This is a genomic window from Pseudomonas sp. C9D1 (assembly GCF_056491235.1).
The window spans coordinates 1,871,035-1,888,815 of sequence record NZ_JBSZIE010000002.1 but is presented as its reverse complement, the minus strand read 5'-3'; the positions used below and the strand labels follow the sequence as shown (position 1 = coordinate 1,888,815).

Sequence of the window (17,781 nt, the reverse complement as noted above, 5' to 3'; positions counted from 1 at the left end):
GTCTGAACCTTGCGTGTCGAGTCGGCCAGCGGACAGGGCACCCAGCAACTAAGGAGATGGAATGCGCCAACGCATCAAAGACGTGGAAGAGTTCTGGCGCTTCCTGTTGCATCGCTTTCTCAGTGATCACGGCATGAACAGCGCAGCCGCGCTGACCTACACCAGCCTGTTCGCGGTGGTGCCGATCATGACCGTGACCTTCACCATGCTCTCGGCCATTCCGGCCTTCCAGGGCATGGGCGAGCAGATCCAGCGTTTCATCTTCCATAACTTCGTGCCATCGAGCGGCGAGGCGGTGCAGGAGTACCTGCAAGGCTTCACCCTGCAGGCTCGGCACCTGACCTGGGTGGGCGTGGCGCTGCTGGCGGTGACCGCCTTCACCATGCTGGTGACCATCGAGAAGGCGTTCAACACCATCTGGCGGGTGCGCCAGCCGCGCCGTGGTGTTTCCAGCTTCCTGCTGTACTGGGCGATCCTCAGCCTGGGGCCGCTGCTGCTGGGCACGGGCTTCGCGGTGAGCACCTACATCACCTCGCTGTCTCTGCTTTCCAGCCTCAACGAGATTGCCGGTACCCGCATCCTGTTGGGCTTCACGCCGCTGCTGTTCAACGTGGCGGCCTTCACCTTGCTGTACGCGGCGGTGCCCAATGCCCGGGTGCCGATCCGTCATGCGCTGATCGGTGGCGCCTTCACGGCCCTGCTGTTCGAGTCCGCCAAGGCGCTGTTCGGGCTCTACGTGAGCTTTTTCCCGGGCTACCAACTGATCTACGGCGCCTTCGCCACCGTGCCGTTGTTCCTGCTGTGGGTCTATGTGTCCTGGGTGATCGTGCTCTTCGGTGCGGAACTGGTGTGCAACCTGTCCGGTTCGCGTCACTGGCGGCGCCGGCAGATGCCGCGCCTGCTGTCCCTGATGGGCATCCTGCGGGTTATGCATGACCGCCAGATCCGCGGCCTGCCGGCACGGCACCTGGATGTGCAGCGTGCCGGTTGGCTGCTGCCGGAGGACGAGTGGCTGGAGTTCATGGAACTGCTCGAAGGCCAGCACCTGGCCTGCCGGGTGGGCGGGGGCTCCTGGGTGCTTTCCCGTGACCTGAACAGCTACAGCCTGCATCAGTTGCTCAGCCACTGTCCCTGGCCGCTGCCGCGCCCGGCGCAACTGCCGGAGCACCTCGACGAGGCCTGGTACCCACCGCTGAAGGCTGCCCTGGAGGCCTTGCAGCAGGAACAGCAGGCGCTGTTCGACGGCAGCCTGGCGGGTTGGTTGCGGCCTGCATCGGAGTGACAAAAAATGGCAGTTTGCGGCATATTGCCAGCTGCCATTTCCGTCTCCACCTGGCGCAAGAGCCAGAAAGTGTGGGGAGGTGAAAAATGGCACGTTTCTGGCAAACTCAGGGAGAGTTTGCTGTCACTCTGCCATTAGGCAGGGATAAGCCAAGGAAAGAAGTGTTCTATGAGTAAGGCCAAGGGCAAAGTTGTCCATCTCCATGAGCGTGATCCGCAGGAGGCGCTTGAGCGCCTGAACCGGATCACAGGCCTGCAGTTCTCGCAATGGCCCGAATCCCTGGTTCCCCCCGCGCCCGTACCCGAAGCCCGTCGGGAAGAGGACCAGGAGCCGCCAACCCCCAGCAATGGCGCTGCTCGCGCCTGAGTGAAAATGAAAAACCCCGCGACAGGCGCGGGGTTTTCGTTTTCAGCCCTTGTGGCCGATCAGGCGAGCGCCTGGCGGCTGTCCGCTCCGGCCTGCTCGACGGCCTGGACGAAGAGTTCTTCCACCAGCAGGCCTTGCACGGTGACCGCCGATTTGAGGCGCACCTGCATGTCTTCGATCTTGTGCTTCACGGGCATGCGGGCGATGCCCGAGAGCAGGATCTTGCCGTGGGCGTTGACCTTGCCGTGGTCCACCGCGACTTCGCGACGGATTTCGCCATCGCGGTAGCTGACCAGCAGCGATACCGGCAGGGTGGCTAGGCCAGGCAACTGCAGCCAGGCGGCGATATTGAATTCGGCGACCCGGCCCTCGTAGGGGGTCACGATCGGGCGTGCCGCCTCGACGATGCGGGACGGCACGGGGCCGATCAGCTTGTCTTGATTCTGGGACATTAGGGGGGTTTCCAGGCTGATAGCGGAACGTTCGTACGGTTAGTGCGGGGAATTATAGGGAGGGTGCCCGGATGAAACTGTGCGCTTCGCCGATGAGCGGCGTGACCCGTCTCGCACTTTCGCCGATCAGGCCATTTTCAGCGGATAGCGCGCGACCATGGCGGTGCTGAGGTTGGGCTCGGGCAGCGGCAGGATGGCCTGGTTGTGCACGCTGGCGAGCTGCAGCCATAGGTGTTCGCCCCCCACGAACTGATCCTTGGGCAGCCACAGGCCGTGATGCCAGCCATTGCCGGGGGCCGGGGTGCTTTGCAGCACGCCGGGGTGGGTCTGCGAGTTGGGGGCCCGGCGTAGCCAGACCGGCCGTGGCAGGCCCTTGAGGTAGCGCAGGCCGAGATGCAGGCCTTCCTGGTTGGTGTGCCGCCAGCGCACCAGTGCCAGGGTCGGCGTGCCACTGTTGAGCAGCAGGGTCAGTTGGCCTACCGGCAGTTGCGCGCCCTGGTCGGCGTGGCACAGCAGCCGGGCGCCACCGGCACTGGAGTCGAGCATCTGCGCATCCAGGCTGGCCGGGCGTTGCGCCAGCAACTGGGCGTGGATGGCGGGCAGGCCCACCACCATGCTGCAGGAGCCTTCGTATTCGGTACGCGGATGACGTCGCTGCTGGCGGCCCAGCCAGTTCTGCCGCACACGCTCGAGCAGTTCGTGCTCGGCGCTGCTTTGCAGGGGCGCGGGTTCATGCAGGGCGATCAGCAGGGGGCCCAGTTCCAGGCGACGCAGGTAGGGGCCGGCGATGATGCTGTCGAGGCGGTCCTGGGGCACATAGGGTTGCGCCTCGGTGAGGTCGATCGTCGCACCGTCGCTATCGTCTTCCTGATCCCAGGGCAGCAGGTGCGCCAGGCCGGCCAGGGGCGCAAGGGCGCCGAACAGCAGCGTGCATTCGCCTTCGGTGAGGTGGAAGGGGTTGCTCAGGGCCAGCAGCAGCACCTGCTGGTAGAGGCCGCGCAGGGTGCTGGCGGGCACCGGGCGGAAGGCCGCGGCGACCGGCTCGTCCAGGCACTCCTGGTGCTCGCCGATCCAGTACAGCAGGTGGCTGTCGCGCCACAGCGAGCCGGGCGGCTCCTGGTAGTGCTGGTAGTGGCGCATCAGCGTCTGCGCGATGAAATGCTGGGCCATATACAGGCACCATGCCAGGTGCGGTCGGGAAGGCTGGCGACCCTGGAGTATCTGCAGCAGCAGCCGCTTGAAGCCGGCGGCCAGTTCGCTGCACAGGCGCAGGAACAGCATCGGCGGCAGGGCGCCCTGTTCGTAGGTCGTGGCGTAGTGGCGGTATTCCTCGCTGAAGCTTTGCAGCGCCCGTTGCCTTTCGAGTAAGGTCACCGCACTCCGGTTCAGTCGGAACAATCGCCCGAGCACCTCCTGCAGCGCGCCATCCTGGGGCTGCAGGCGCGCTTCGGCGAGGAACTGGTTCAGGCCCGCCAGGATAGGGGTGTCCTCTTCGAGGATGTCCGGCACTTCCAGGCACAGGGCATCCAGCGTCATATCAACCCTGCGTACACGAGGATCGATTGCATGGGATCACGACTCCAGGCTGTTTTCGGGGCGCTCATTCTCATGGGTGCCGGGCTGTTGCTGGGAGGTTGTTCGGATGACGTCGGCCTCGATCAGCATGGACAGAAGGTAGCGACTGACGGCCTCGAAAACCAGTGGTTGGTGATTAATTACTGGGCGGAGTGGTGCGGGCCCTGTCGTACCGAGATTCCCGAGCTCAACGCCCTGGCCGGGCAGCTCAAGGGCGGCGGCGTGCGCGTGCTGGGCGTCAACTTCGACGGCCTGCAGGGGGCCGAGCTGGAAAAAGCTGCCCAGCAGATGGGCATCGACTTCACCGTGCTCGCCCAGGACCCGGCCGAGCGCTACAAATTGCCACGCAGCGAAGCGCTGCCGGTGACCTATATCATCGACCCCCAGGGCCAGGTGCGTGAGCGCCTGATGGGCGAACAGACCGCTGCCGGGCTTTCCGGGCACCTGACCAGACTGAAGGAAGGAAAGTAAGCATGGCGCGCATCTGCCTGCACGGTTATGTCAGCGGCAAGGTCCAGGGCGTGTGTTTCCGCCAGTCGACCCAGGAGGAGGCGGACCGCCTCGATCTGGACGGTTGGGTGCGTAACCTTGCGGATGGTCGCGTCGAGGTGCTGTTCGAGGGCGAGGAGGGCGCGGTTCGCGAGCTCGCCGCCTGGCTTGAGCAAGGCCCGAGCGGGGCGAAGGTCGATGTGGTGGAACTGACGGAGCAACCCTTGCAGGGTATCGCCGGGTTCATCGTGCGGCGCTAGGTCAGGGGCGCACGTACCAGATGCCCTGCCAGAGCCCGACCACCTTGGCCGGGTACCAGTTCTCGCCGAGGCTGCCGTTGTAGCGGGCCAGGGCCCGGTTGATATCGCCCCGTTCCTTCTTCAGGTAGTAGCTGAGGATGGTGCAGCCGTAGCGCAGGTTGGTGGCGTTGTCGGTGAGGTTGTCCTGGGGGCGGCCCAGCTCGGCTTTCCAGAAGGGCATCCCCTGCGCGCCTACGGATGAGATGGCGAAGCGATCGAAGCGGCTTTCAGCGTGGATCAGCGCCAGCACCAGGTCAGGCCTGAGCCCGGCCTTGCTGGCTTCGTGGTGCACCAGCCTGAGCAGGTCGAGGCGCTGCGCCGGGTCGGGCACATAGCGTTTCAGGCGGGTGGACATGTCGAGCAGCCAGACTTCGGCGTCGAAGCGGTCGCCGAAGCTATCGGCCTCGGCCACCGTGTGCTGCAGCAGTTCCCGCAGCTCGGGTTCCGGCGCCTGGCGCAGATTGCCGGAGGCGGGCAGGGCCAGCGCCAGCAGGCCGCTCAGGAGCAGGGTTCGCCAGGGCGCGGGCACGGGGTGGCTCAGTCGCTTTCGCCAGGATCGGCTGCCAGGCGGCCGGCGTCCTTCATCAGCGCCTTGAGGAATTCCTGCTGCAGCTCGGGATCATTGCGGGTCAGTTCGATCAGGCTTTGTTCGAGCTCGCTGGCTTCCTCTTCCAGGCCCAGCTCGGACAGACGTTTGACCCGGTGCACCCATTGCGGCACCTCGTCGTCTTCCAGGTCTTCGAAGATCAGCGCGTGGGCTTCCTGCAGCTTGCTGCGCAGGCTGCGGCTGACCATCAGCGTGGCTTCGGCGCGAGTGGTGTCCAGCGGGTCTTCGACGCTGAGCAGAAGCTTGCCGATGCGGCTGGTGTCCTGTTCGGCGAAGGGGCCATCGAGCAGGTTCAGGCGCAGTACGCCGTGGCGGTCGGTGAGCAGCTCATTGCTCTGCTTGCCGGCGGTCACCAGTACCGGGCGTTCGGACCAGGGCAGGCTGGAGTATTCGACGCGCTTGTCGCGCTGCTGCTCGTCGAGGCTGGCCAGGTTCTGCTCGGAGCGGCCATTGGACTCGACGTTCATGAAGGGGTTGAGCCCGGCAAAGCCGTAGCTGATCCAGTCCTTGGTAGCGGTATCGGGCAGGCTGCCGAGAAGCACCACGTTGAGTACGTTGGCGCCGACGCCGGCCACTACCGCTACTGCGCCCAGCGGCACTTCATAGAGTTCGCGCCAGGGTTGGTAGGGCGTGTAGCGGTCGTAGCGGCGGGTGACCTCGAACTCGGTCACCTCGAAGGTCTTCTGCTCGTTCACGCGCACGCGGCGCTGTGGCAGTTCCAGCACGCGGGGCTCGCCGACGTCGATCTGCAGCTCATGGTTGAGCAGCTTGCGCTCGACGCGCTCCTCGTGTTCCGCCCGCTGGGGCAGGTGATTGGCGCAGCCGCTGAGGAAGAGGGCGCCGCCAAGGGCGGCGCCGGTGAGGCGGATGGAACTACGCTTGAACATTTCTTCTCGATCAGCGACGTACGCGGGCTGTGATATAGGACAGAACCTCGTCGACGGCGACAGCCTGGCTGTCGGTCTCGCGGCGGTTCTTGTATTCCAGGTTGCCTTCGGCCAGGCCGCGCTCGCTCACCACGATGCGGTGGGGGATGCCGATCAGTTCCATGTCGGCGAACTTCACGCCAGGGCTGGTCTTCTTGTCACGGTCGTCCAGCAGCACTTCGATGCCGGCGGCAGTGAGCTCGGCGTAGAGCTTGTCGGTGGCTTCCTTGACGGCAGGCGTTTCGTACTTGAGCGGTACCAGGGCGACCTGGAAGGGCGCCAGGGCGTCCGGCCAGAGGATGCCGCGCTCGTCGTAGCTCTGTTCGATGGCGGCGGCGACCACGCGGGATACGCCGATGCCGTAGCAGCCCATGATCAGGGTGACGGGTTTGCCGTTCTCGCCCAGTACGCTGAGGTTCATCGCTTCGCTGTACTTGGTGCCGAGCTGGAAGATATGACCCACTTCGATGCCGCGCTTGATCACCAGGGTGCCCTTGCCGTCGGGGCTCGGGTCGCCGGCGACGACGTTGCGCAGGTCGGCGATTTCCGGAACGGCCAGGTCGCGTTCCCAGTTGACGCCGAAGTAGTGCTTGTCATCGATGTTGGCGCCGATGGCGAAGTCGCTCATCAGGGCCACGGAGCGGTCGATGATGCAGGGCATGGGCAGGTTCAGCGGGCCCAAGGAGCCGGCGCCGGCGCCGATGGCGGCACGCAGTTCCTCTTCGTTGGCGAAGACCAGGGGGCTGGCGACCAGGGCCTGGTTGGAGGCCTTGATCTCGTTCAGCTCGTGGTCGCCACGGACGATCAGGGCCACCAGGGTGCCTTCTTCGGCGCCATGCACGACCAGGGTCTTGATGGTCTTCTCGATGGCCAGGCCGAAGTTCTCGACCAAGGCAGCGATGGTCTTGGTGTCGGGGGTGTCCACCAGGCGCAGTTCCTCGGTGGCGGCGCCACGGGAGGTTTCGCGCGGTACGGCTTCGGCCTTCTCGATGTTGGCCGCGTAGTCGGAGCTGTCGCTGAAGACGATGTCGTCCTCGCCCGAGTCGGCGAGCACGTGGAACTCATGGGAACCGCTGCCACCGATGGAGCCGTTGTCGGCCTGCACGGGGCGGAAGTTCAGGCCCAGACGGGTGAACACCTTGCAGTAGGCGCCGTACATGACGTCGTAGGTGTCCTGCAGGGATTCCTGGGAGGCGTGGAAGGAGTAAGCGTCCTTCATGATGAATTCGCGGCCGCGCATCAGGCCGAAGCGCGGACGGATCTCGTCACGGAACTTGGTCTGCACCTGGTACATGTTGATGGGCAGCTGGCGGTAGCTGTTCAGCTCGTTGCGCGCGAGGTCAGTGATGACTTCCTCGTGGGTCGGGCCGACGCAGAACTCGCGACCATGGCGGTCCTTCAGGCGCAGCAGCTCGGGGCCGTACTGTTCCCAGCGGCCGGATTCCTGCCAGAGTTCGGCGGGCTGGATGGCCGGCATCAGCACTTCGAGGGCACCTGCGGCGTTCATCTCCTCGCGCACCACGGCTTCGGCCTTGCGCAGCGCGCGCAGCCCCATCGGCAACCAGGTGTAGAGACCGGAAGCCAGCTTGCGGATCATGCCCGCGCGCAGCAGCAGCTGATGACTGATCACCACCGCGTCGGTGGGGGTTTCCTTCAGGGTGGAGAGCAGGTACTGACTGGTACGCATGTTTGGCCGTTTCGTCGGTTGCGATGGGTTTTATAGGCTCGGCATTGTACGGCGCTCGTTGGGGCGCGTACAGGTTGCGGCCCGGTAATCGGCAAGGGGAGAGGCGATGGGCGGTTTGAGTGCAAAACAGGTGGAGGCGCTGATCCGCCAGGGCGTGCCCATGGCCGAGGACATCGACCTGCGCATCGAGCGCCTCGACGAAGCGGGTGCACTGGCGCGGGTCCCCTTCCAACCCAAATTGGTGCGGCCGGGCGGCACCCTGTCCGGGCCGACCATCATGGCGCTGGCTGATGCGGCAATGTACGCGGTGGTGCTCGGCCGGTTGGGACGAGTGGAGATGGCGGTGACCAGCAACCTCAACATCAACTTCCTGGCGCGGCCGCAGGCTGTGGATCTGCTCGCTGATGCGCGGATACTCAGGTTGAGCAGAAGGCAGGCGGTGTGCGAAGTGTCGTTGTATTCACAAGGCGGGGAAGATGAGCTGGTGGCACATGTAACGGGGACTTATGCATTGCCAATCTGACTGAGGCGACAGCTTTTAGTTGGTAATAACAATCAACTTCGTATGTATAAGCGCGTAGATAAAGAAAGAGCCCGGCATAGGCCGGGCTCTTTTGTATCGAAGTAACAGCTGGGCCTGTGTTACAGGATGTCCAGCGGGTACTCGGTGATGACGCGAACTTCGTCCACAGCGCTGCTGCCGCTAGAGTAGAAGCCGCCCATGTCGTTGTTGGCGCGCCAGGTGGAGTGACGGATGCGGACAGAAAGGTCCTTGGCCGGGCCGTCCTGGACTACGTACTTGGCTTCCAGGTTGCGTTCCCACTCTTTGCCGTCTTCACCGAACGCACCAGCGTAGGCGCCATTCGGATCGGCTTTGGTGCCGTCTGCATCGGAACCGGTGATGTAGCGAGCCATGAAGCTCAGGCCCGGAACGCCAAGGGTGGCCATGTTCAGGTCATAGCGCAGTTGCCAGGACTTCTCGCCCGGGGCGTTGAAGTCGGAGTACTGCACGGAGTTGGCCAGGAAGATGGAGTCGCCAGAGTTGCCGCCATCCATGCCGATGTAATCGAACGGCTCGTCGCCATTAACGCGCTGGTGAGCAAGGGTCAGCTTGTGAGCGCCGATCGAGTAAGAGGCTGCGAGGGAGAATGCAGTGTTCTCGATCTCGCCAGCTTTCGACTGGCCTTCGTCGAGGGTGCGGTAGATGTTGAAGTCGAAGCCCAGAGCCTGGTCATCAGACAGGGGGATGCTGTAGTTGGCGTTGGCGTAGTACTGGCGATAGATATCTTCCAGCTCTGCACCGTAAAGGCTAACGGACAGCTGATCAGAGATTGCGTAAGTGCCACCTACGTAATCCGCGCTCTTAGCGTCGATTGCGCCGCCATAAGCCAGGGTGATGTCGCCGTCTTTGTTGGTAGACAGGCTGCCGTCACGAATCGAGGTGAAGTGGCCGGCGTCGAGGGTCAGGCCTTCGAGCTCGCTGCTGAGGATCTGGAAGCCTTCAGCGGAGCCGGGGAACAGGCGAGCCGTGCCAGTAGCAAAAACTGGAGCAGTCGGAATCAGGTTGCCGTATTTCAGTTCGGTGTTGGATACGCGAACTTTTACAGCACCGCCAGCGTAGGAGTAATCGTCTTGAGCCTTGCCGTCGCTGCCGATCGGCATCAGGCCGGTACCGGAGGTGCCACCACCGCTGTTGAGCTTGATGCCCAGCGCGCCGTGAGCATCGACGCCGAAGCCGACGGTACCTTGGGTATAACCCGACTGGTAGTTGGCGAGGATGCCGTGGGCCCACTCGTTACGGTAGTTCTGATTGCTAGCACTGCCGCCGTTGTTTACGCCATTGTTGCGGAAGTCGCGGTAGAAGGCGTAGTTCTTGTTCAGAACGGACAGCTTGCTGTCTTCAACGAAGCCCTTGGATTCGTCCTGGGCGCTGGCGAATGCCAGTTGGGTGGTACCGGCGGTCACGGCCAGGGCCAGTGCGCTCCACTTCATCACTTGCATTGTGATTGCTCCTTTGGTTTTTGAAGATTCTCGCCGCTTTCTTATATGTTGAAGGCGGTTCTTTCTTTTTGTGTCGGCGCTAACTTATAGCACGACGTCTATGTTGGCGATAGTTCAACTCTATTCCTTACGAATTCTTCACGGCCATGTCGCAAATTCAGTGTGAGCATGTCGCATATTCGTAGTTTTCGCCTTGCAATCCCTTCGTTTCGTATTTTTATGCGGTCTGGGCGGGCACTTAGCACAACTAAGCCTGCACTTCCGTCCTACATTCACTGCACGCTGCTGATGGCTGTTTGACAGCCTGTTGCCGGCACTTCGAAGGCGGGGTACGTGCACTTGCAGGTGCCTGCTACGACCTTGTTCCCTCTAAAGCAACAAGCGTGCTCAAAGTGGGTTCTTTGCCTGGAAATTTTGCCGCAGTGTGGCGGATGGCTCGTTCGGGGCGGGCCGGTGTTGCCCGGCGGCTCTGCCGTGCAGCCTGTCAGCCTGGGGGATGGCGGGTGTTCTCATGCTTTCCGGGGGTTGCGGTGTGGCGTTGGCTTCGCTAGGGCCATGCCCCGTGATGGGGCGAGTGTGGCGTGGGGTAACGGTCTTTGACTCTGTGTGCGATTTTGGTGCGTTGCGGTAACCGCTGCGCACTTTCAGGACGCAGGGCGCCAGCATGCGTGCGCCTCCTTATATAGAAGGGCTTACGGTTCCGCCGGAATCTATCCTTGGGTATCCTGCGCGCCGTTTCCTGTCTCGCGCTGTTTTGTCTGTCGCCGGGGCGGGATTAAGCTTGGGTTACACCCGGAAGAACAGGAGAGGTCGTTATGTTCGCCCTGGATCAGAGACTGCAGCAGGATTGCCTGCAGGTCGGAGATTTCCCGCTGTGCCGTCTGCTACTGATGAATGACGTGCACTACCCCTGGTTCATTCTCGTGCCCCGTCGTGAGGACGTCAGCGAGCTGTTCCAGCTCGATGCTGATGACCAACTGCGCCTGTGGAGCGAAACCACTCGCCTGGCGGAGGTGCTCAAGGACAGCTTCGGCGCCGACAAGATGAACGTCGCCACCCTGGGCAACGTGGTCAGCCAACTGCATATGCATGTGATCGCGCGTCGTCGTGAAGATGCCGCCTGGCCCGCTCCGGTGTGGGGGCGGCATCCAGCGCAGCCCTATACGGCGGAGCAGGTCGACGAGGTGATGGCCAAGCTGCGCCTGGTGCTTACCGATGATTTCCGTTTCGCTGAGGTTCAGCCATGAGCCTGGAGGAGCGCATCAACGAACTGGAAACCCGCCTGGCGTTCCAGGACGACACCATCCAGGCGCTCAACGATGTGCTGGTCTTGCAGCAGCGGGTCGTGGAGCGTTTGCAGCTGCAACTGGCTGCCTTGGCCAAGCGCCAGGAGGAACTGATCGGGCAGTTTGGTGGCGGTGGTGACGACGACGTGCCGCCCCCCCACTATTGAATCGAGTGCATGAAAAAGCCCGCCATCTGGCGGGCTTTTCTTTGGTGGCTGACTTAGCGGCGGCCAGGCAGTGCGGCGATAACGTCTTCGGCTTGCAGGCCCTTGTCGCGTTGCATGACGGAGAACTCCACGCGCTGCCCTTCGATCAGGACGCGGTGGCCTTCGCCGCGGATGGCGCGGAAGTGCACGAAGATGTCATCGCCCGAGTCGCGGGAGATGAAGCCGAAGCCCTTGGAGGTGTTGAACCACTTGACCGTGCCGGTCTCGCGGTTGGACATGTCCTGGGGCAGGGGGGCGGCCTGGGTGACCTTGCGCAGGTTGATCGCCAGGTGCAGCAGTACGGCGGCGATGGCGGTCAGCAGGCTGAGGAGGATGGCCGGCTGGTTGCCGATGGTGGACAGCGGCGCGAGCAGGTTCAGGGTCTGCAGGACCACGGCCAGGACCAGCAGGGCGGAGACGACGCCTTGCAATTGGTTGCGCAGGCCCTTGGCCCAGGCCGGTACGACGGGCGCGAGCAGCAGGTTGAGCAGGCCGAGCAGTGCCAGATAAAGGGCATCGGGTTGTTGCAGGTAGGGCAGGGCGTCGGTGCGCAGGCTAGGGACGAAGGACAACAGGAGCGCAGCAGCGCCCGTCAGCAGATGGACGATCTTCAACATATTCAATGGACTCACCTTGATAACGCTCGCGTCGGAAGGACCATCCGGGTAGCGGTTCCGGTTTACGGAAGGCTGATCTGGGGGTCGTTTCCGGGCCTCGGCAACTTGAGGCCGGGAGCACCGGGCCGTATTTAACAGCAAAGAGGAGGGCTACTCAAATCAAGCGGTTAGCGCCGCTTCCGGGGCTTGGGGGTGGACCTGATTGCGGCCGTTGCGCTTGGCCTGGTAGAGGGCGTCGTCCGCCCGGGTGAGAAGGCTTTCCAGGTTGTCGCCGGGCTCTGCCAGGGCCAGGCCGAAGCTGGCGGTGATGGTGTCGAGGACCTGGTCGGTGCGGCGCACCTTGACCCGTAGCGACTGGAACTTCAGGCGCAGGTTTTCGGCGAATTGGTGAGCGGTGGCCAGGTCGTAGCAGTCCCGCAGTACTACGCAGAACTCTTCGCCGCCATAGCGGGCCGCCATGGCACGTGGGGGGAGCAGTTCGCGGAGCAACTGGCCGACGTGCTGCAGCACCCGGTCACCCAGGGGGTGGCCGAAGTGATCGTTGAACTGCTTGAAGTGGTCGATATCCAGCATCACCAGGGCCAGCCCGTCGTGGCTGTTGGCCAGTGCCTGTTCCAGCAGGCGGGTGAAGGCGTGGCGGTTGAACACCTGGGTGAGGCTGTCCAGGGTGGCGGCCATCTGGGCTTTTTCCAGTTGGTTGCGCAGGTTCTGGATCTCCGATTGGGCGGCGCGCAGTCGATAGAGGAACTGTTCCTGCTGCTCTTGCATCAATTGGGTGCTTTGTTGCAGCTCGCCAAGGACACCGGGCAGGTCGTCGATGATCGGGTCGTGCAGGGCGGCGAGGCCGAGGGTCAGGCTGTGCTGGTAGGCGGTGCTGCCGACAACGCTGCGGGTAACGCCGGATTCGATGTCATCCACCAATTCGATGACCTGCTGTTGCCCGGCGCGGGCGGCGTCCAGCTCGCCACGGATGATGTAGTCGCGGTACAGCTTGATCGCGGATTCCGGGGGAAAACTGTCGAAGTCCTTGACGATCTTGTCGAGGCGCCGGTTGAGGTCGGGCTCCAGGCCTTTGCTGTAGGTGTACCAGAGGGCGTAATGCACCGGATTCGGCGGAATGTCGTGGCGCACCATGAGGGGTACCGCCTGCTTGAGCAACTCGGCTGCTTCGCGGGTTTCTTCAGGGAACAGCTCGATGAGCAGGGGTGTTTTCGGCGGCTGACTCATTCGCGTCACTGTGTCGGGAGCGGATTGCCAGAGCATAGTTCAGGCAGGCTTTTGCGCATAGCGAAAGGCCCGGAGAACCGGGCCTTTGCTGGAGATTTTCCGTGATCAGCTGGCGAGCAGGCTGCGCAGCATCCAGGCGGTCTTTTCATGGACCTGCATGCGCTGGGTCAGCAGGTCGGCGGTCGGCTCGTCGCTGACCTTGTCCAGCAGCGGGAAGATGCCGCGGGCGGTGCGTACAACGGCTTCCTGGCCCTGCACCAGTTGGCGGATCATGTCTTCGGAAGCGGGTACGCCTTCTTCTTCCTTGATCGACGACAGGCGCGCATAAGAGGCGTAGGTGCCTGGTGCCGGGAAGCCCAGGGCGCGAATGCGCTCGGCGATGGAGTCCACGGCCAGTGCCAGTTCGGTGTACTGCCCTTCGAACATCAGGTGCAGGGTGTTGAACATCGGCCCGGTGACGTTCCAGTGGAAGTTGTGGGTCTTGAGGTAGAGGGTGTAGGTGTCCGCCAGCAAGCGGGACAGGCCCTCGGCGATAGCTGCGCGATCCTGTTCGGCGATTCCGATATTGATTTCCATGCCTTTACTCCTCTCAGTGGCCAGGGCCTGGCTAGGGCCCGTGATGCGGCAGAGCCTAGCATAGAGCGCCCCATGGTCTGCCTTGGCTTATATCAATCGTTGCGATGCGTTGAGGCTATTGGCCGTCGATAACGTCAGCGACGGCCGAGCAGTTTCGCCAGGATTCGCGGGTAGCTGGCGGGCAGCAGGCGCTGGATGCGGTCGAGCAGGCGGGCGTCGGCGCCGATCAGGATGCGCGGGTGCTGCCGACGAATGCCGTCGAGTATCACCCGGGCGGCTTCGTCGGGTGTGGTGCGGGCCACCTTGTCGAACTGCGCTGCTGCACGGGCGGCGTCCTGGCGGCCGTCGGGCCCCTGGTAGAAGCGTGCGGCCTTGGCGATATTGGTGCGGATGCCGCCGGGGTGCACGCAGGCGGCTTTTACTCCCGTGTGCGCCAGCTCCTGGCGCAGGGCCTCGGTGAAGCCGCGGACGGCGAACTTGCTGGCGTTGTAGGCGCCCTGGGTGGGCAGGCTGATGATGCCGAAAATGCTGGAGACGTTGACGATCTGCCCTTCGTTGTTCTTCAGCAGGTGCGGCAGGAAGGCCTTGGTGCCGTGTACCACGCCCCAGAAGTTGATGTTCATGATCCATTCGAAGTCGTCGTAGCGCAGCTCCGCGATCGTTTGCGAAAGGGCGACACCGGCATTGTTGATCACCAGTTGCACGCTGCCGTGGGCGGCCAGCACCTCGTCGGCGAAGGCGTAGACAGCCGCGCGTTCGGCGACATCCAGCGGGTGGGTGGTGATCTTCAGCCCGTCGCGCTGCAGTTCACTGGCCACCTGGCTGAGGTTTTCCCGGTCGAGGTCGGCCAGCGCCAGGTGGCAGCCTTCGGCGGCCAGTTGGTGAGCCAGTGCGCGGCCGATGCCTGATCCTGCTCCCGTCACCACTGCGACTTTCCCTGCTAGCGCCTGCATCTGGACTCCTTGTTGGTTCTGCCCCGTCACGGGTGGCCGGGCTGCGTGGGCAGCTTAGTCAGGGGGCGAGGGGGCGACAACCGAATCAAAGGTGGGCGAGGGCGGGGTCTTCCTGCAGGCAGAGGTTGAACATATTGACCCAGTAGGCGCTGAACTGGCTGCCGCCGAGGCCGTTGATCTCCAGGATGGCGCGCAGCAGTGGGCGTTTGCTCAGTGTCTGGTGGGCACGCTCATGGGTGCGGGCGTCGAAGGTGTCGACGATGTCGAGAATCAGCGCGCCGGGGCTGATCTCCGTTTCATGCAGGCCCTTGGGGTAGCCGCTGCCGTCGGCGTGCTCCTGGTGCTGCAGGATGATCTCGGCGGCGTCTTCCCATTGCGGCATGCGCTTGAGCAGTTCCGCCCCCATGCGCGGGTGGGATTGCATGCGCCGGCGCTCGTCATGGTTGAGTGGCTCCTGCTTGTGCAGCAGCTCCAGCGGTAGCAGCGCCATGCCTAGGTCGTGCAGGCACACGGCTGCGGCCAGCTGGCGGGGCGATACGGGGCGCCCGGCGCGCTCGTTCATCGCCAGGGCGAGTTCCAGCTGGCGCTGGCCACGGCCCAGCCAGAAGCGCGAGCGGTTCTCCGCCGCCAGCATCAGCTCGGCGAAGAACCGCAGGTCGGGTTCGTCTTCCAGGCCGTGGCGGGCCAGGGGGCCAGTGTTCTTCGCTTCGGGTTCGGGGGGCAGCAGGCGCGTGCTCGGGTCCAGGCGATGCAGCAGCGCGCTGCGCAGTTCCGCCTGGCGCTGTTCGGGGGCATTGGCCAGTGCCTTGAGGGCCTTGCTCAGTGGGCGGATGTCCTCCGGCTCGCGGGTGTCGCCCTTCAGCGCCTGTTCGATCTGCAGGCGCAGGCGGTCCTGCAGCAGGAGCAGGATGTCGCCCAGCAGGCTGTCGAACACCAGGGTGCCTTCGCGCAATTGGGCGAGCACATCCTCCAGGGCCTGGGGCAGGGTGTTCAGCCGGTCCAGCCCGACGTAGCCGAGGTTGCCCTTGAGCGTGTGCACCAGGCGGAACAGCTCGCGCAGGCGCTCGTCGTCGTCGGGATGGCGCTCGAGTTCGATCAGCAGGTGCTCGCAGCGGGAGAACTGCTCGCGTGTCTCCTGGCGGAAGTCGTCCAGCAGGTCCGTGGTGATGTCGACGGGGCGAGGCGTGGCCATGGATGGTCCTCCACCGGCTTGGGCCCTTCAGTATAGAAAGGCTTCCGGCGGGCGGCTGCGCGGTGTCGATTAACCATATATAATCCGCCCCTTTGCCACCGGTCCCTGGCCAGCGGCAGTGTGGTCCCGATGCCCGGCGGCGATTCGCAGCCCGTTCGCGGTCATCGACGGCACGCACACTGGCGGCCCGACGAATTCAAGACTCAAGAGAAGCGAAACACGACCATGATGCGCAGCCACTATTGCGGCCAACTGAACGAGAGCCTGGACGGCCAGGAAATCACACTTTGCGGCTGGGTCCACCGTCGCCGTGACCATGGCGGGGTCATCTTCCTCGACATCCGTGATCGTGAAGGCCTGGCCCAGGTGGTGTTCGACCCGGATCGCGCCGAGACCTTCGCCAAGGCTGACCGCGTGCGCAGCGAGTACGTCGTCAAGGTGACCGGCAAGGTGCGTCCGCGCCCGGCCGGTGCGGTCAACGCCAACATGGCGTCCGGCGGTATCGAAGTGCTGGGCTATGAGCTCGAAGTCCTCAACCAGGCCGAGACCCCGCCTTTCCCGCTGGACGAATACTCCGACGTGGGCGAAGAGACCCGTCTGCGCTACCGCTTCATCGACCTGCGTCGCCCGGAAATGGCCGCCAAGCTGAAGCTGCGCGCGCGCATCACCAGCAGCATTCGCCGCTACCTGGACGAGAACGGCTTCCTCGACGTCGAGACGCCGATCCTCGGTCGCCCGACTCCGGAAGGCGCGCGTGACTACCTGGTGCCGAGCCGCACCTACCCGGGCAACTTCTTCGCCCTGCCGCAATCGCCCCAGCTGTTCAAGCAGCTGCTGATGGTTGCCGGCTTCGATCGCTACTACCAGATCGCCAAATGCTTCCGCGACGAAGACCTGCGTGCCGACCGTCAGCCGGAATTCACCCAGATCGACATCGAAACCAGCTTCCTCGACGAGAGCGACATCATCGCCATCACCGAGAAGATGGTTCGCCAGCTGTTCAAGGAAGTCCTCGACGTCGAGTTCGACGAGTTCCCGCACATGCCCTTCGAAGAAGCCATGCGCCGCTACGGCTCGGACAAGCCCGACCTGCGCATCCCGCTGGAACTGGTGGACGTTGCCGACCAACTGAAGGACGTTGAATTCAAGGTCTTCTCCGGCCCGGCCAACGATCCGAAAGGCCGCGTTGCCGCACTGCGCGTTCCGGGCGGGGCGAGCATGCCGCGCAAGCAGATCGACGACTACACCAAGTTCGTCGGCATCTACGGTGCCAAGGGCCTGGCCTACATCAAGGTCAACGAGCGCGCCAACGGTATCGACGGCCTGCAGTCGCCGATCGTCAAGAACATCGCCGAGCCGAACCTCAACGTGATCCTCGATCGCGTCGGTGCGGTCGATGGCGACATCGTGTTCTTCGGTGCCGACAAGGCCAAGGTCGTCTGCGACGCCCTGGGTGCCCTGCGCATCAAGGTCGGCCATGACCTCAACCTGCTCACCAAGGAATGGGCGCCGATGTGGGTCGTCGACTTCCCGATGTTCGAAGAGAACGACGACGGCAGCCTCACCTCCCTGCACCACCCGTTCACTGCGCCCAAGTGCAGCCCGGAAGAGCTGGAGGCCAACCCGGCCGGCAAGCTGTCCCGTGCCTATGACATGGTGCTCAACGGCACCGAACTGGGCGGCGGCTCCATCCGTATCCACGACAAGGCCATGCAGCAGGCCGTGTTCCGCGTGCTGGGCATCGACGATGCCGAGCAGGAAGAGAAGTTCGGCTTCCTCCTCGATGCGCTGAAGTACGGTGCTCCGCCGCACGGTGGCCTGGCCTTCGGCCTGGATCGCCTGGTCATGCTGATGACCGGTGCTGCGTCGATCCGCGAAGTGATCGCCTTCCCGAAAACCCAGAGCGCCGGCGACGTCATGACCCAGGCTCCGGGCAGCGTGGATGGCAAGGCACTGCGCGAACTGCACATTCGCCTGCGCGAACAGCCCAAGGCCGAGTAAACCGTTCCATCCCGACGGTGGCGCCCGGTGCGCCGCCGC

General features: G+C 63.9%; 19 protein-coding genes and 1 pseudogene. 8 read left to right on the top strand and 12 right to left on the bottom strand.

The window, feature by feature from the left end:
• Positions 1–61 precede the first annotated feature (61 nt).
• Positions 62–1,282 carry a YihY family inner membrane protein gene (locus tag ACXI0U_RS16950; RefSeq protein WP_184487728.1) on the top strand — a complete coding sequence of 407 codons (1,221 nt, stop codon included), beginning with the start codon at positions 62–64 and terminating at the stop codon, positions 1,280–1,282.
• Positions 1,283–1,450: 168 nt separating this feature from the next.
• Complete coding sequence (locus ACXI0U_RS16945; protein WP_021221445.1) at positions 1,451–1,648, top strand: hypothetical protein; 198 nt, start codon at positions 1,451–1,453, stop codon at positions 1,646–1,648.
• 59 nt (positions 1,649–1,707) lie between these two features.
• Here the strand turns inward: ACXI0U_RS16945 and ACXI0U_RS16940 are convergent, their stop codons facing one another.
• Entirely contained in the window at positions 1,708–2,100 is a 393-nt protein-coding gene (locus ACXI0U_RS16940; protein ID WP_021221444.1) for a hypothetical protein, read from the bottom strand.
• A 126-nt stretch (positions 2,101–2,226) separates the two neighbouring features.
• Positions 2,227–3,636 carry a PilZ domain-containing protein gene (locus ACXI0U_RS16935; RefSeq protein WP_479550596.1) on the bottom strand — a complete coding sequence of 470 codons (1,410 nt, stop codon included), beginning with the start codon at positions 3,634–3,636 and terminating at the stop codon, positions 2,227–2,229.
• A gap of 30 nt (positions 3,637–3,666) precedes the next feature.
• Between ACXI0U_RS16935 and ACXI0U_RS16930 the strand changes: the two genes are divergently transcribed.
• Positions 3,667–4,146: a TlpA disulfide reductase family protein gene (locus ACXI0U_RS16930; RefSeq protein WP_037022106.1), complete on the top strand. Its 480-nt coding sequence runs from the start codon at positions 3,667–3,669 to the stop codon at positions 4,144–4,146.
• 2 nt (positions 4,147–4,148) lie between these two features.
• Positions 4,149–4,424 (top strand): acylphosphatase, encoded by a 276-nt coding sequence (locus ACXI0U_RS16925; RefSeq protein ID WP_184487731.1) that lies wholly within the window; start codon positions 4,149–4,151, stop codon positions 4,422–4,424.
• Between the two features lies 1 nt (position 4,425).
• Here ACXI0U_RS16925 and ACXI0U_RS16920 read toward each other — a convergent pair whose 3' ends face one another.
• The 3 genes from ACXI0U_RS16920 to ACXI0U_RS16910 are packed head-to-tail and all read right to left on the bottom strand — an operon-like array spanning position 4,426 to position 7,683.
• Positions 4,426–4,992 (bottom strand): lytic transglycosylase domain-containing protein, encoded by a 567-nt coding sequence (locus ACXI0U_RS16920; RefSeq protein ID WP_479550595.1) that lies wholly within the window; start codon positions 4,990–4,992, stop codon positions 4,426–4,428.
• 8 nt (positions 4,993–5,000) lie between these two features.
• The gene (locus ACXI0U_RS16915; protein WP_021221439.1) at positions 5,001–5,957 is read right to left on the bottom strand and encodes a hypothetical protein; all 957 of its coding nucleotides are present in this window, start codon (positions 5,955–5,957) and stop codon (positions 5,001–5,003) included.
• 10 nt (positions 5,958–5,967) lie between these two features.
• Positions 5,968–7,683, bottom strand: a complete 1,716-nt coding sequence (locus tag ACXI0U_RS16910; protein ID WP_431482519.1) for a proline--tRNA ligase — start codon at positions 7,681–7,683, stop codon at positions 5,968–5,970.
• A gap of 115 nt (positions 7,684–7,798) precedes the next feature.
• On the opposite strand from ACXI0U_RS16910, the gene ACXI0U_RS16905 reads away from it, so the two are divergent.
• Positions 7,799–8,206 carry a PaaI family thioesterase gene (locus tag ACXI0U_RS16905; protein ID WP_184488102.1) on the top strand — a complete coding sequence of 136 codons (408 nt, stop codon included), beginning with the start codon at positions 7,799–7,801 and terminating at the stop codon, positions 8,204–8,206.
• Between the two features lie 119 nt (positions 8,207–8,325).
• Here the strand turns inward: ACXI0U_RS16905 and ACXI0U_RS16900 are convergent, their stop codons facing one another.
• Positions 8,326–9,684 carry an OprD family porin gene (locus tag ACXI0U_RS16900; RefSeq protein ID WP_184487735.1) on the bottom strand — a complete coding sequence of 453 codons (1,359 nt, stop codon included), beginning with the start codon at positions 9,682–9,684 and terminating at the stop codon, positions 8,326–8,328.
• 815 nt (positions 9,685–10,499) lie between these two features.
• On the opposite strand from ACXI0U_RS16900, the gene ACXI0U_RS16895 reads away from it, so the two are divergent.
• Entirely contained in the window at positions 10,500–10,931 is a 432-nt protein-coding gene (locus tag ACXI0U_RS16895) for an HIT family protein (protein ID WP_021221435.1), read from the top strand.
• Positions 10,928–11,137, top strand: coding sequence for a SlyX family protein (locus tag ACXI0U_RS16890; protein ID WP_431482518.1), 210 nt, complete (start codon positions 10,928–10,930; stop codon positions 11,135–11,137). The genes ACXI0U_RS16895 and ACXI0U_RS16890 overlap by 4 nt, the downstream gene beginning before the upstream one ends.
• A gap of 53 nt (positions 11,138–11,190) precedes the next feature.
• Here the strand turns inward: ACXI0U_RS16890 and ACXI0U_RS16885 are convergent, their stop codons facing one another.
• From ACXI0U_RS16885 to ACXI0U_RS16860, 6 genes and pseudogenes are all read right to left on the bottom strand, one after another.
• Positions 11,191–11,415 carry a cold shock domain-containing protein gene (locus ACXI0U_RS16885; RefSeq protein WP_164488216.1) on the bottom strand — a complete coding sequence of 75 codons (225 nt, stop codon included), beginning with the start codon at positions 11,413–11,415 and terminating at the stop codon, positions 11,191–11,193.
• 54 nt (positions 11,416–11,469) lie between these two features.
• A pseudogene (locus ACXI0U_RS16880) lies at positions 11,470–11,793 on the bottom strand (cold shock domain-containing protein membrane protein); the annotation flags it as partial.
• 159 nt (positions 11,794–11,952) lie between these two features.
• Positions 11,953–13,020, bottom strand: a complete 1,068-nt coding sequence (locus ACXI0U_RS16875) for a GGDEF domain-containing protein (protein WP_021221432.1) — start codon at positions 13,018–13,020, stop codon at positions 11,953–11,955.
• Between the two features lie 105 nt (positions 13,021–13,125).
• Positions 13,126–13,596 carry a Dps family protein gene (locus ACXI0U_RS16870; protein WP_021221431.1) on the bottom strand — a complete coding sequence of 157 codons (471 nt, stop codon included), beginning with the start codon at positions 13,594–13,596 and terminating at the stop codon, positions 13,126–13,128.
• 134 nt (positions 13,597–13,730) lie between these two features.
• Entirely contained in the window at positions 13,731–14,549 is an 819-nt protein-coding gene (locus ACXI0U_RS16865; RefSeq protein WP_043243102.1) for an SDR family oxidoreductase, read from the bottom strand.
• 85 nt (positions 14,550–14,634) lie between these two features.
• Positions 14,635–15,741 (bottom strand): HD domain-containing phosphohydrolase, encoded by a 1,107-nt coding sequence (locus tag ACXI0U_RS16860; protein WP_374981856.1) that lies wholly within the window; start codon positions 15,739–15,741, stop codon positions 14,635–14,637.
• Between the two features lie 225 nt (positions 15,742–15,966).
• Here ACXI0U_RS16860 and aspS point away from each other — a divergent pair, with 225 nt between their 5' ends.
• On the top strand, positions 15,967–17,742 hold the full coding sequence (gene aspS, locus ACXI0U_RS16855) for an aspartate--tRNA ligase (protein WP_021221428.1): 1,776 nt from the start codon (positions 15,967–15,969) through the stop codon (positions 17,740–17,742).
• Positions 17,743–17,781: the final 39 nt, after the last annotated feature.

Coding starts and splice junctions, on each gene's coding strand:
- ACXI0U_RS16885 (WP_164488216.1), bottom strand. CDS start 11,415: ATGTCCAACCGCGAGACCGGCACGGTCAAGTGGTTCAACACCTCCAAG.
- ACXI0U_RS16930 (WP_037022106.1), top strand. CDS start 3,667: ATGGGATCACGACTCCAGGCTGTTTTCGGGGCGCTCATTCTCATGGGT.
- ACXI0U_RS16890 (WP_431482518.1), top strand. CDS start 10,928: ATGAGCCTGGAGGAGCGCATCAACGAACTGGAAACCCGCCTGGCGTTC.
- ACXI0U_RS16910 (WP_431482519.1), bottom strand. CDS start 7,683: ATGCGTACCAGTCAGTACCTGCTCTCCACCCTGAAGGAAACCCCCACC.
- ACXI0U_RS16865 (WP_043243102.1), bottom strand. CDS start 14,549: ATGCAGGCGCTAGCAGGGAAAGTCGCAGTGGTGACGGGAGCAGGATCA.
- ACXI0U_RS16925 (WP_184487731.1), top strand. CDS start 4,149: ATGGCGCGCATCTGCCTGCACGGTTATGTCAGCGGCAAGGTCCAGGGC.
- ACXI0U_RS16900 (WP_184487735.1), bottom strand. CDS start 9,684: ATGCAAGTGATGAAGTGGAGCGCACTGGCCCTGGCCGTGACCGCCGGT.
- ACXI0U_RS16875 (WP_021221432.1), bottom strand. CDS start 13,020: ATGAGTCAGCCGCCGAAAACACCCCTGCTCATCGAGCTGTTCCCTGAA.
- ACXI0U_RS16915 (WP_021221439.1), bottom strand. CDS start 5,957: ATGTTCAAGCGTAGTTCCATCCGCCTCACCGGCGCCGCCCTTGGCGGC.
- ACXI0U_RS16870 (WP_021221431.1), bottom strand. CDS start 13,596: ATGGAAATCAATATCGGAATCGCCGAACAGGATCGCGCAGCTATCGCC.
- ACXI0U_RS16945 (WP_021221445.1), top strand. CDS start 1,451: ATGAGTAAGGCCAAGGGCAAAGTTGTCCATCTCCATGAGCGTGATCCG.
- ACXI0U_RS16860 (WP_374981856.1), bottom strand. CDS start 15,741: ATGGCCACGCCTCGCCCCGTCGACATCACCACGGACCTGCTGGACGAC.
- ACXI0U_RS16940 (WP_021221444.1), bottom strand. CDS start 2,100: ATGTCCCAGAATCAAGACAAGCTGATCGGCCCCGTGCCGTCCCGCATC.
- ACXI0U_RS16895 (WP_021221435.1), top strand. CDS start 10,500: ATGTTCGCCCTGGATCAGAGACTGCAGCAGGATTGCCTGCAGGTCGGA.
- aspS (WP_021221428.1), top strand. CDS start 15,967: ATGATGCGCAGCCACTATTGCGGCCAACTGAACGAGAGCCTGGACGGC.
- ACXI0U_RS16935 (WP_479550596.1), bottom strand. CDS start 3,636: ATGACGCTGGATGCCCTGTGCCTGGAAGTGCCGGACATCCTCGAAGAG.
- ACXI0U_RS16950 (WP_184487728.1), top strand. CDS start 62: ATGCGCCAACGCATCAAAGACGTGGAAGAGTTCTGGCGCTTCCTGTTG.